Origin of the sequence: Azonexus sp. (assembly GCF_036170495.1) — a bacterium.
Taxonomy (GTDB): Bacteria; Pseudomonadota; Gammaproteobacteria; order Burkholderiales; family Rhodocyclaceae; genus Azonexus.
This window is the reverse complement of the sequence record NZ_JAVHPH010000350.1, coordinates 1-11,442: the sequence shown is the minus strand read 5'-3', so window position 1 is coordinate 11,442 and position 11,442 is coordinate 1. Positions and strand designations below refer to the sequence as shown.

The 11,442-nt window shown below is 63.1% G+C and carries 10 protein-coding genes; 3 read left to right on the top strand and 7 right to left on the bottom strand.

The genetic code is table 11. The features are described from left to right. Nucleotides 1-82: 82 nt before the first annotated feature. Both nhaA and ADADOO_RS12970 read right to left on the bottom strand, forming a co-directional pair. On the bottom strand, nt 83-1,249 hold the full coding sequence (gene nhaA / locus ADADOO_RS12975) for a Na+/H+ antiporter NhaA (protein ID WP_511277924.1): 1,167 nt from the start codon (nt 1,247-1,249) through the stop codon (nt 83-85). A gap of 56 nt (nt 1,250-1,305) precedes the next feature. Further along, nucleotides 1,306-3,033, bottom strand: coding sequence for an SWIM zinc finger family protein (locus tag ADADOO_RS12970; RefSeq protein WP_511277923.1), 1,728 nt, complete (start codon nt 3,031-3,033; stop codon nt 1,306-1,308). A 302-nt stretch (nt 3,034-3,335) separates the two neighbouring features. Here ADADOO_RS12970 and ADADOO_RS12965 point away from each other — a divergent pair, with 302 nt between their 5' ends. Together ADADOO_RS12965 and ADADOO_RS12960 are read left to right on the top strand one after the other, a co-directional pair. Beyond that, nucleotides 3,336-3,608 carry an AbrB/MazE/SpoVT family DNA-binding domain-containing protein gene (locus ADADOO_RS12965; RefSeq protein ID WP_511277922.1) on the top strand — a complete coding sequence of 91 codons (273 nt, stop codon included), beginning with the start codon at nt 3,336-3,338 and terminating at the stop codon, nt 3,606-3,608. After that, a complete protein-coding gene (locus ADADOO_RS12960; protein ID WP_511277921.1) occupies nt 3,608-4,006 on the top strand; it encodes a type II toxin-antitoxin system VapC family toxin in 399 nt (132 codons plus the stop codon). The genes ADADOO_RS12965 and ADADOO_RS12960 overlap by 1 nt, the downstream gene beginning before the upstream one ends. A gap of 385 nt (nt 4,007-4,391) precedes the next feature. Here the strand turns inward: ADADOO_RS12960 and ADADOO_RS12955 are convergent, their stop codons facing one another. Genes ADADOO_RS12955 through ADADOO_RS12940 form a run of 4 tightly spaced genes read right to left on the bottom strand, consistent with a single transcriptional unit; the run spans nt 4,392 to nt 9,977 of the window. Further along, entirely contained in the window at nt 4,392-5,810 is a 1,419-nt protein-coding gene (locus ADADOO_RS12955; RefSeq protein WP_511277920.1) for a nickel-dependent hydrogenase large subunit, read from the bottom strand. Next, complete coding sequence (locus ADADOO_RS12950) at nt 5,807-6,808, bottom strand: NADH-quinone oxidoreductase subunit B family protein (protein ID WP_511277919.1); 1,002 nt, start codon at nt 6,806-6,808, stop codon at nt 5,807-5,809. Before ADADOO_RS12950 ends, ADADOO_RS12955 begins: the two co-directional genes overlap by 4 nt. Beyond that, nucleotides 6,805-8,304, bottom strand: a complete 1,500-nt coding sequence (locus tag ADADOO_RS12945) for a sigma-54-dependent transcriptional regulator (RefSeq protein WP_511277918.1) — start codon at nt 8,302-8,304, stop codon at nt 6,805-6,807. The genes ADADOO_RS12950 and ADADOO_RS12945 overlap by 4 nt, the downstream gene beginning before the upstream one ends. Continuing rightward, on the bottom strand, nt 8,301-9,977 hold the full coding sequence (locus tag ADADOO_RS12940) for a hydrogenase maturation protein (RefSeq protein WP_511277917.1): 1,677 nt from the start codon (nt 9,975-9,977) through the stop codon (nt 8,301-8,303). The genes ADADOO_RS12945 and ADADOO_RS12940 overlap by 4 nt, the downstream gene beginning before the upstream one ends. Before the next feature lie 167 nt (nt 9,978-10,144). Here ADADOO_RS12940 and ADADOO_RS12935 point away from each other — a divergent pair, with 167 nt between their 5' ends. Further along, the gene (locus ADADOO_RS12935; protein WP_511277916.1) at nt 10,145-10,351 is read left to right on the top strand and encodes a hypothetical protein; all 207 of its coding nucleotides are present in this window, start codon (nt 10,145-10,147) and stop codon (nt 10,349-10,351) included. 7 nt (nt 10,352-10,358) lie between these two features. On the opposite strand, the gene hypE is transcribed toward ADADOO_RS12935, so the two are convergent. Next, nucleotides 10,359-11,411 (bottom strand): hydrogenase expression/formation protein HypE, encoded by a 1,053-nt coding sequence (gene hypE / locus ADADOO_RS12930; protein WP_511277925.1) that lies wholly within the window; start codon nt 11,409-11,411, stop codon nt 10,359-10,361. Nucleotides 11,412-11,442 lie beyond the last annotated feature (31 nt).

Below are 11,442 nucleotides of genomic sequence, written 5' to 3'. Positions count from 1 at the left end.
TACTCCCCTGCGCGACAGACCTTGAGCCGGAAAGCCCATTCGGCCTCATCGAATGGCCACGACCAGCGGCTTTTCTCCCGATTCACCGGCGTGGCGCCGGGCTGAAGAAACGGAGCCAGATGAATCCGAGCCCGCCCGCCGCCAACGACGCCAAAAGGATGGCCATTTTCGAGGAATTGATGAGGCTCGGACTATCGTGAAAAGCCAGGTTGGTGATGAAAATGGACATCGTGAAACCGATGCCGCCGAGCAGGCCGGCGCCCAAAAGGTGACGTCGCTTGAGATCGACCGGCAGGGCACAAACCCCAACCGCCACCGCGAACAGGCTGGCCAGGAAAATACCCAATGGCTTGCCAAAAACGAGACCGCCCAGAATGCCCAGGCTGTTGCTCGACCACAAATCCTGCTGCCAATCTGCCGAGATGACGATCCCGGTATTGGCCAGGGCGAAAATCGGCAGGATCAGAAACGCCACCGGTTTGTTCAACGCATGTTCCAGGCGGTGCGACGGCGAGGCCTCATCTTCCGCCCGGCCGGTGAACGGAATGGCAAAGGCCAGCAAAACCCCGGCGATGGTCGCATGCACGCCGGATTTGAGCATCAGGAACCACATCAGCGCGCCGCCCAGCAAGTAAGGCAGCAGCGTCATGACGCGCAGGCGATTGAGGATGACCAACAGGCCAAACACGGCAAATGCCGCCAGTAAATAACCGGGCGAGAACTGCATCGTATAAAAAATAGCAATGACAACAATCGCCCCCAGATCGTCCATGACCGCCAGCGCCGTCAGGAAAATCTTGAGCGAAGCCGGCACCCGACGACCAAGCAGGGCCAGCACGCCGAGCGCGAAAGCGATATCGGTAGCCATCGGAATCCCCGCCCCGGCCTGCGTCGGCATCTCGGCATTGAGCGCGTAATGAATCCCTGCCGGGACGACGATGCCGCCGGCCGCGGCGATGATCGGCAGCAACGCCTTGCGGAAATTCGAGAGCTCGCCAACGTAGAGCTCGCGCTCCAATTCCAGCCCGACAAACAGGAAAAACACCGCCATCAACGCATCGTTGGTCCAATGCTCAAGGCTCAGCCCAGCCACCTTGACCTGCCAGAAATCCAGATAGGCCGGCCCAAAGGCCGAATTGGCGACGAGCAGCGAAAGGATCGTGCAGACAATCAGGACGATGCCGCTCGATTTTTCCGATTCGAAAAAGCGGTTGAAGGTAGTGGAGAGCGTTGTCTGAAGAGGGGTCATGTTGGGTCAATGGATGGGGCTACAGACCTTGCGCAGGCGTCACGGCCGAACGGATTTTACAAGGTGATTTTGGTGCCTGAGCTGGAACGTGCGACACCATCAAGCAGCTTGATGAAATTCCGTTTCGGCTTGAACTGCACGTGCAATTCCGCCAGGTAGTCGCCAAATTCGGATAGCTGTGCCGGCGTTTTCATCAAGCCACCGACCTTGCGAATCAGTTTGATTGCCTCATCGTAAGCAGCGTTCTTGGTCTGCTCGACGATGAGCGGCACCACCCGACGGTAGAGACTGATCGCATCGCTTGGCCGACCAGATTCCAGCTTCCCAGCCAGGGTGATCAGCAGGCTGCGATCACAGATTCCTTTGTGCGCGACCGACCAGGCAGCATCGAGGTCCTCCTCCCACAAGGCGATCTGCAGGCGCAACGAATAGTTGGGAAGCGACGGTTTCGGCTTCCATCGGTTGGTCGTCGCTGCCTCGTGCGCAACGACCGTGTCGACCTTGATCAATGCGCGCTCCCGTTGCATCGGCCAGGTATCGAGCTGGTCGGCGACATCATGCAGCTTGATGTAGTGTTCGAGAACCGGGCGTTCCTCGAACTGAATCCAGGTGAGTTGCAGCGCCTCGTCATGCCGTTTGCGCTTGAGGTAGGCCGCCACCAAAAAATCGCGCAAGCGGTTGTCGGGACACTCGGGAAACGCCTTCAGGCCGCGCTCCGCCCAGTCCAGCGCCTTGTCCGACTGACTGGCCTTGGACAATATCTCGGCGATCTCAAGATAGCGGTAGCCGGATGAAAGATCCCGCGACTTGATCGCCACCAGCTCCTCGATGTCGCCGCTCGCCTTGGCCAGTTGCTCCATGATGCGGGTGATCCGGTATCGATTGTCATCGTGGCCGTCCAGACTGTCGCGTGGCTTGATCTTGCGCCACGCCGCCTCGGCCAGCTCACGGTAGCGACGCAGGCCTTCTTCGCCGAGGACATCGTGGTAGGTGGCAGCATCGAAGCTCCATACATTGAACGGCAGCGTGGTTTCAAGCCGGAAAAGGCGCTCGGCCAGTCCGCCAGGTTCCGGCCGAGCCATGGCGCAAGCCTGCCGGTGCAATTCGCCCAGACCATGGACCGTGCTGCTGACTTCGCCGTTCGAGTCGTCGATTTGCTCAAGTGCCTTCTCGATACGCTCGATGGCGTATTCGGCCAGTTCCACCAAGCCAGCCGCGCTATCGGGTTGCAGCAGTTCGGCAAGAGACTCCGCCACTTGTTCGATATTGCCGGCAAAGGTACTCACCTCACGCCAATCGACAAAGCCTTCGATGCGTGTCGCGCCGTCGATGGCCCGCCGGAATGCTTTCCCCATCTTGCCGCCACCGCCCGTACACTCGGCCTTGAGCGACAGCGACTGATAGAGCCGATCATCGCGCTGGGCCACGTCCAATAACAGCTCGATCAAAGTTTCCGGTGCTTGCGTGGTCAGGTACTCCTTGATGTCTTGCCAAGGATCGCGCCGCTTCTTCTTGCCGGGCGCCGCCCCCGGTTGCGCCGCCGCGGCATTTTCAGCCAGCCACGCCAGCCCGACGGCCACGCAATGCTTGCAGAAATAGCCGTCCGCTGCCCGCGGACATGAACAGTCGTAGGCCAGATCGCCGTCGTCGTCGCGCAACTCGATCCGGTAGGTGTCGCTGCCCTCGACCTTGGCGGTAACCTTGCTCTCAGTCGCCCGAAGGCGGCCAACCGCGCCGACGGAAAAGTATTCTTCGCCGCGCCGAAAAGCAGGGCTTCCGGCCATGTCTACGAGGGTAGCGCGTGAGATGAGGTCAATGAGCATTTAGGGAGAAGTCCATGGCTTTGCTAATGCACAGTACAGACCATACGCAGGAGAAACAAGCGGCACTTATTTCGTTGGCTCAATAGGATAGGCTCATTTTCCGCCCGCGAAAACACACTATTCCGCACACAAAGAATCAAAGGCTTAGCGGGCGATTTGGTAAACGCCAATCGGCGCGGTGCACTACACCGGCAATCGACACCTCACCGCCCATGGGGCTATCATGCGTCTTACCAACCCGTCTTACCGAACAGAGGCCAAACGTGGAAACCGTCAAAATGTCGAGCAAAGGGCAGATCGTCATTCCCAAGGCAATGCGCGATTCGCATCATCTGCAACCAGGTGTGGAGTTCATCATCATTGAGGAAGGGAACAGTCTGCGCCTGATGCCGGCCGCCAACATCAAACAAGCTACGGTTGATGAAGTCGGCGGCATCCTTCACCGGGCAGGCCGGGTGCCCATGTCCGATGACGACATGCGGGCCGCGCTGAGGGCCAAGGCAAAGGCCAACGACGACACCTCCAAGCACGCCTGATGATTGCCCTCGATACAAACGTTCTCGCCCGCTTCCTGCTGCGGGATGACGAGGCCCATTATCAGGCCGCCGCTGCCCTCCTGAAGAAAGCTCGCCACTACATCACGCCGCCGACCGTACTGATTGAATTGGTTTGGGTACTGGAATCCACCGACTGCGACCGGGCCACCATCGCCCATGCCCTCCGCCTACTGTTCAACCTGCCCAACTTTGAACCGCTGGAATTTGATGCTGTGCTGCGTGCGCTCGGCTGGTACGAGACAGGGATGGATTTCGCCGACGCGATGCACCTGGCCCTGAGCGGCAAGGCAAAAGCAGAGAGTTTCATCACTTCCGACAAGGCCTTTGCTAAGCGCGCCAAGAAGGAAGAGGCATACCCTCCAATCGAAGTCCTTTGACCTTTACAGGCCAGGTCGTTGCTTTGGCGACAGGGGGTTCTGGCGACAGCGCGAATGCCATTTCATTTGAAGGCAGTTATGCTCTTTCCTTTCCAGCATTTCGTAAATTCCCTGCGTCTATGTTACCGAGAGGCAGCCAAAATTGCGTTCTGCTTTTCGAGAACTGGCATGGAAGCAACACGTGAGTTGGTCAGATCGGGAAGCAACTATTCACACAATTTCTGGCCGACCGCCCGGCATTTGCATGGCAATTGCCTGAGAAAGTCAGCCATTTTTTGCATGAAATCATTATTTAAACGACGCAAAGTACCCGGATTTCGCTTTTTCGTTTGACGTGCATTTGACGCATGTTTGACGTACATACATATAAATCAATAAGTTAGACTTAATGCACGGTACACACCATGCACGGATCGAACGATCTCACCACATGCTGCACCGTCGGTGGCGCGCCGTCGCCGGCCGGCAGGCCGACCAGGGCCTGTTCGAGGGGGCCGGGCTGGGCATTGTTGTCGCGCGGCGAGAAATTCCAGGTGGTCGGGGCGATGATCTGGTAGCGCTCGATGCGGCCGCGCCGGATGCTCAGCCAGTGGCCGAGGCTGCCGCGGGCGGCTTCGACGAGGCCGGTGCCGCTGGCGTCGTCGGGCATCTCGCCGTGAGCGCAGAAGGGTTCGCCGGGCTGCAGCGCCCGCACCCAGCCTTCCATGGCGGGCAGGACGAGGGCGAGTTCAAGCAGGCGGGCGACGACGCGGGCCATGACGCTGGCGCCGTCGCGCTGCACCAGATCAAGCGCCAGCCGGTGGCCGGCGATGACCTGCCGGGCCAGCGCGCCGACTTCGTAGGGCTGGCCGGCGTAGCGCGGCGCCTTGCACCAGGTGTAGGCGTCGGGCTTGGCGGCATCGACGATGGTTTCGCCCTGCGCCGGGTGGCGCGGCTGGCCGGCCGCCAGCCAGGCGCTGGTCGTGTCCTCGTCGATGGCCACCGGATCGAAGGCGGCCGCCTGTCCGGCTTGCCAGGTGCCGGTCGGAAACAGGTCGTAGGCACCGTAGGACAGGAAGGCATCGTAGGCGCGGCCGAGCTTGTCGAGCCCGAGGTCGCTGGCGGCGTGCAGGAAGGCGGGGAAATCGCCGGGCCGCCCGTCGGCCCAGGCCAGCAGTTGGTCCTTGCTGGCCAATTGGGCAACAGCGGCCAGCGAGTCGCCAAACAGGCGTTTTTCGACAAAGCCGCGGAATTCGCGGAGCAGCGCCAGCAGGCGGATACGTTCGCCGGCCGTGATCGCGCGCGTGCTGCCGCCTGGCTGGATGGCCAGCGTGTGCGGCCAGCGGCCGGCGAGAAAGCCCATCAGCCGGAGGAAGCTGGCGCGGGCCGGCAGCACTTCAGCCGCGGCATCGCCGCTAACCGCCGTGAAACGCTTGGCCACGGCACTGTGCCAGCCTCGGTCAGCATAGGCCGGGCGAGCAAAATCGGGCATGAAAAAGAGGTAAAAATGGGTCAGGTGATCGGCCATGTTTTCGGTGGCACAGATCAAATTTCGCGATATTTTCCCGTTGACCGTGGGAACGATACCCATCGCCTCGGCCAGCGCCGAGGCTGCCGCGGCCGATTGGGCGACCGAGCAGATGCCGCAGATGCGCGGCACGATGGCCAGCGCGTCGAGCGGGGCGCGGCCGATCAGGATCTGTTCGAAGCCCCTGAACAGCGGCGAATTGACCTGCGCCGACTGGATCCGGCCGGCCTCGACGTCGAGGCTGACTTCGAGATCGCCTTCGACGCGGTTGAATGGCCCGACGACGATCCGGCTCACTTGCCGCCGCCCTTCTTGCGGATGGCCGGCATGACGACCGGATGGTCCTCGACGGCATTGTTGCGCACCCGCTTCGGGGTTGCCGACTTGGACAGCGCGGCCAGCGCGACGAACCAGGCTTTCGGCATGTCGGTCGGCAGGCCGATCGGGATGCCGGCCAGCTTGGGCGTTTCCTGGAAGGCGTGGCCGGGCGATTCGAAACCGGGTTCGGTGCAGGCGATGCAGGCGAAGCCGCCGCGCAGGCAGGAGCCGGTGCCGTTCCACGGCCGCAGATTGCAGTCGGCATGCGCCTGGGTGCCCTTGCAGCCGAGGTTTTCCATCAGGCAGCCGAGGTCCGACTGCTTCTGGGCGCTGGCCTTGAATTCGTAAAACTCGTTGCGGGCGCAGCCGTGATGGACCAGTTCGCCAGCGTAGAGCAGCGGCCGCCCGAATTCGTCGAGGTCCGCTCCGGTCAACCCTTCCAAAACGGCTTTTTCCAGCGTATCGACGACCCAGCCGGGATGTGTCGGGCAGCCAGCAATGTTGATCACCGGCAAGCCGGCACCCGACTGGAAGCCGGCGCCAAGCAAGCCGCCCGGCGTCTGTTCGTCAAACTGCAGGCCGCAGGCTTCGAGCGGATTACCCGGCGTGTTGGCCGAAAAGCCGCCGTAGGCCGTGCACGAGCCGATGGCGAAAACCCACTTGGCGTGGCGGGCCAGCCGGGCGACCCATTCGGTCAGCGGCCGGCCGCTGCCGGCCATCAGGTGGAACTTGCCGGTGCCGTTCGGGCCGCGCAGCATGGCCCCTTCGATGCACAGGGCGTCGAAGGCAAGCCGGCCTTCGGCGCAGTCTTCGAGGATGGCCAGCGCTTCCTCGCCGCTGTCGACCGACAGTGCCGGGTGCCAGAGGAATTCGATGCCGGCGTCGCGCAATTCGTCGAACAGCGAGCGCGGCTCGGAACAGAGCATCGACTGCGTGCAGCCGCCGCAGCCACCGCTCTGCAGCCAGAGGACTTTCATTCGGCCTGCTCCAGCCCGTGGCGAACCAGCTTGGCGCGCAGGCCGACGCGCGACAGCCCCAACTCCCGGGCAGCCCGCGACTTGTTCCAGCGATGGCGGATCATCGCTTCCTTGAGGACGTGCATTTCCAGTTGGTCCATGCGTTCCTTCAAGCCGCCGCTGAGGCCGGCGGCCCAGGCCAGTTCGGCGGATGGGCGGGCTTCGTCGAAGTCGCCGAGCGGCGTGCGCAGGACGCGCGGCGACAGCAGGTCGGCGCCGAGCAGCGGCGTCGTGGACAGGGCGACCATGCGCAGGATTTCGTTCTGCAGTTCGCGCACGTTGCCCGGCCAGCGGTAGGCGGCGATGCAGGCGAGCGCCTCGTTGGTGATGCCTTCGACCGGCTTGCCGAGGGCGGCGCAACTGCTGTCGAGCAGGCGGCGGGCGAGCAGCGGCAGGTCCATCGGCCGCTCGCGCAGCGGCGGCACGTGCAGGGCGATGGTGGCCAGCCGGTAATAGAGGTCTTCGCGGAAACGGCCGGTGCGCACGTCGTCTTCGAGATCGCGGTTGGTCGCCGCGATGACCCGGACATCGACGGTCACCGAGCGATTGCTGCCGAGTGGGCGGAACTCGCCTTCCTGCAGCACGCGCAGCAGCTTGACCTGGAAGGCCGGGCTGGTTTCGCCGATTTCGTCGAGGAACAGCGTGCCGCCGTCGGCCTGCTGGAACAGCCCGACGCGGTCCTCGACCGCCCCGGTGAAGGCGCCGCGCTTGTAGCCGAACAGTTCGGATTCGAGCAGGGTGTCGGGCAGGGCGCCGCAGTTTTCGGTGATGAAGGCCTTGCTCGCCCGGCGGCTCTCGTAGTGGATGGCGCGGGCGATCATTTCCTTGCCGGTGCCCGATTCGCCGGTGACCATGACCGACAGGTCGAACGGCGCGACGCGGCCGACCATGTCGCAGACGGCATTGATCGGGCTGCCCGGGGCGCGGATCAGGCCGGCCAGGCCAAAGCTGCTCTTGACCTTTTCCTGCTTGTGGTCGACCTGCCGTTTAAGCACCGGCTCGGCGGTGCGCAGGTCGAGCGACAGGCGCTGGTTTTCCTGCTGCAGCCGCCACACCTCGGCGGCGCGCTGCAGGGTCAGCAGCAGCTGTTCGGGCTGCCAGGGTTTCAACAGGTATTGCCAGATGCCGGCTTCGTTGACGCCGGTGATGATGTCCTCGGCGTCGGTGTAGCCGGAAAGGATGATGCGCACAATGTCCGGCCAGCGGGTGCGTACTTCCTTGAGGAACTCGACGCCGGTGGTGCCCGGCATGCGCTGATCGCAGAGGACGATGCGGATCGCTGCGGTCGACTGCTCTTTTTCGAGGATTTCCATGCCCTCGTCGGCACTGGACGCGCAAAGCACCTCGAAATCTTCTTCCAGCGTCCGCCGCAAGGCTTCCTGCGAGCGTACCTCGTCGTCGATGACGAGGATGGCGGGCAAACGGCGCAGGCTGCTGCGGGAAGACGGAAGGGTCATGCCGGAACTTTCCAGTCGAGATCGCGATGTCGGGCCAGGTGGCGCGGCGTCCAGGAATGCGCCGAGCGGGAAACGAAATGATAGCGCGCGACGTGGTACGAGGGGTCGAAGCCGTAGAAATTGCGGCGTATTTCGGCCAGCTCCTCGGCGCGGTAAGCAGCCAGTGGCTTCGCCGCTTCGTCGATCTGGCGCTGGGCCTGCTTGGCGGCGAGTTTTTTCGGGAAATCGGCGGCGCCGGCCAGTTCGGCGGCGCGCCGGGCAATATCGACGGCGAAACCGGGGCCGGGCAGGCAGGCGTCGTAAAAGCCGAGTTTGACTGCCTCCGGCGCCGTCATCGGCAGGCGGTGGCGCATGATGGCCCGGGCGCCGTCGTCACCGACGCGGGGCGGCAGCAGGTAAGTCCAGAATTCCGAGCCGTAAAGGTTGCCCATGTTCTTGTAATGCGGGTTGAGCATGACGCCATCGCGGGCCCAGACGTAATCGGCGGCGCGGGCCAGGAAACAGCCGCCGGCCCCGGCGTTGCCACCGACCGCAGCGACGGTCAACTGCGTCGCGCAGCGCAAAATGGCCTCGGCCAGATCGTCGATGGCGTTGATGTTGGCCCACGATTCGTCGGCCGGGCTTTCCGCCGCCTCAATGATGTTGAGGTGGATGCCGTTCGACCAGAAATCGCTGCCGCCGCGCAGCACGATGACCCGGGTCGGCCGGCCCGTCGCCCAGTTGAAGGCGGCGGTCAGCCGCCGGCATTGGGCCGTACTCATCGCGCCGTTATAGAACTCGAAGCTCAGAAAGCCGACGCCACCGGCTTCTTCGTAGGCGATGTCCTGCCAGGTCGGGGTCGGCGATTTCCACCAGTCGGTGAGCGGCAACTCGGGCAGCGCCATGGCCTCGGGAAAGACATGTGTCGCCGGCAGCTTGATGCCGCCGGCCGGTTTGACGTGACCGATCCACACGGCACCGTCGACCGTCGCCCGGCAGATCGCCGTTTGACGTCGGCCGAGCAGGCTGCCCGGCTCGCCCTTGAGGGTGGCTTCCGGCCAGGCGTCGAACAAATGACAGGGCAGGCCGAACAGTTGGTCAGCAACGCCGGGAAAACCATCGGCGGCATTGAGCTTGGCCAGGATGGTGGCGCTGCTTTCGCGGCGCCAGTCGATGGCGCGGTCGGCCTGTTTCATCGGCGCGTGCGCCTGACCCGGCCCCCGTTCCGGTTGGAAATTAGCCGCCTTTTTCCGGTTGACCGCAGCAATCACCGCCCGTACCGCCGCCTCGGTGACTTCGTTGCGATAGATCGACGCCTTGCGGGCCGGGCGCATCGGAAAGCTCGCCGACGCCCAGACCGGCCCCGCATCCATTTCAGCCTCGGCTTGTAACACGGTGACACCCCACTCCCCGGCGCCCCCCTGAATCGCCCAATCGAGGGCTGACGGACCGCGATCACCGACCGGTCCGGGATGAACGATCAGGCAGCAATGGCGCGACCAGATCGACTCGGGAATCGCCCTTTTCAAAAAAGGCGCGATGATCAGATCCGGCCGAAACAAGGCCACCGCCTCCTCGGTCACCGCATCGGCAATATCGAACTCGATGCTGATTTCGTGACCACGCGTCGTCAATTCGCCCAAAAGGCGCTGAGTCAATCCGTTGAAGCTATGGGTGATGAAGAGAATTCGCACGATTTACAGTTCTTTACAATTCATGTCAGCAAGGTGAAGCGAGACGGGACGGGGCTTGGCAGGGAGCGTTTTCCCATGCCGCATATCTCTATAACTTTCGCGATATTTTTCAGTGACTTGGCTTTGTCTACGATGCGCATCAACAAAAAAGGGATCGGGGAACAACCATGCAAGCACAGCAAAAGCGCGTCAAATCTCGGGACATTCCCGTCAGCCGGGCACCGCGCCCGGAATACGTCGCCGCTATCCGCTATCCGGACGGTCGCCGTGACCTGTTCCACATCCGCAACGCCGACAATTTCGCCGACGCCCGCGAGCTCGTCATTTCCGAAGTCGGCGACGTACAGTCGGTGATGATCGCGCTGCGCCACTAGGCCAGCCTCAGCAAATCCGCGGCAACTGCTCGCCGCTCAGCCAGTCGACGATGCGCCGGCCGCCAAAACCGGTCGTCATCTGGACGAAATGGTGTGCATCGGCATGCACCGTACCGACAATGGCTGCCGCCGCCCCCAGCGGGTGAGCCCGCATGGCGGCCAATAACTTGTCCGCATCCGCTTCGGCGCAAATCGCCACCAGTTTGCCCTCGTTGGCGACATAAAGCGGGTCCAAGCCGAGAAATTCGCAGGCCGCATTGACCGCCGGCGTCACCGGCAAGGCCTTTTCCAGCAGCATCATGCCGACCCCGGACTGCTTGGCAATCTCATTGAGTGTCGTCGCCAGCCCGCCGCGCGTCGGGTCGCGCAGCACGTGGAGCTCGGCGCCGCTGGCCCGCATCGCCTCGATCAGGCCGTGCAGGGCGGCGGTGTCGGAAACGATGGGCGACTCGAAACCAAGGCTTTCGCGCTCGGCCATGATCGCCATACCGTGATCGCCCAAGGTGCCGGAAACCAGGATGACGTCGCCCGGTTTGGCACAACGACCGGACAGCTCCTGCCCCGGTCGCACGACGCCGACACCAGTCGTCGTGATGAATACCCCGTCGCCCTTGCCGCGCTCGACGACCTTGGTATCGCCGGTCACCACCGGCACGCCGGCCTCCTTGGCGGCGGCGGCCATGCTTTGCACGATGCGCGCCAGATCGGCGAGCTTGAAACCTTCTTCGAGGATAAAGCCGGCAGCAAGATAAAGCGGCTTGGCGCCCATCATGGCCACGTCGTTGATCGTGCCATGCACCGACAGGCAGCCGATGTCGCCGCCCGGGAAGAACAACGGCGAGACGACATGCGAATCGGTCGCCATGACCAGCCGGCCCTCGCCGGGATGCGGCAACAGCGCGCCGTCGTCGCCCTGGGCCAGGTATTCGTTGCCGAGGTGTTTGGCGAACAGCTCTTCGATCAGTTGCGCCATCGCCCGGCCGCCGGCGCCGTGGGCCATGTCGACCTGGCCATGCTTGATGTCGAGGGGACGGATGTAGTTTTTGCGGGTTTGGGTCATAGACATGTTTTCTACACAAACAGTGTTTTCC

Coding starts and splice junctions, on each gene's coding strand:
- ADADOO_RS12970 (WP_511277923.1), bottom strand. CDS start 3,033: ATGGCCGGAAGCCCTGCTTTTCGGCGCGGCGAAGAATACTTTTCCGTC.
- ADADOO_RS12935 (WP_511277916.1), top strand. CDS start 10,145: ATGCAAGCACAGCAAAAGCGCGTCAAATCTCGGGACATTCCCGTCAGC.
- ADADOO_RS12960 (WP_511277921.1), top strand. CDS start 3,608: ATGATTGCCCTCGATACAAACGTTCTCGCCCGCTTCCTGCTGCGGGAT.
- ADADOO_RS12945 (WP_511277918.1), bottom strand. CDS start 8,304: ATGACCCTTCCGTCTTCCCGCAGCAGCCTGCGCCGTTTGCCCGCCATC.
- hypE (WP_511277925.1), bottom strand. CDS start 11,411: ATGACCCAAACCCGCAAAAACTACATCCGTCCCCTCGACATCAAGCAT.
- ADADOO_RS12950 (WP_511277919.1), bottom strand. CDS start 6,808: ATGAAAGTCCTCTGGCTGCAGAGCGGTGGCTGCGGCGGCTGCACGCAG.
- nhaA (WP_511277924.1), bottom strand. CDS start 1,249: ATGACCCCTCTTCAGACAACGCTCTCCACTACCTTCAACCGCTTTTTC.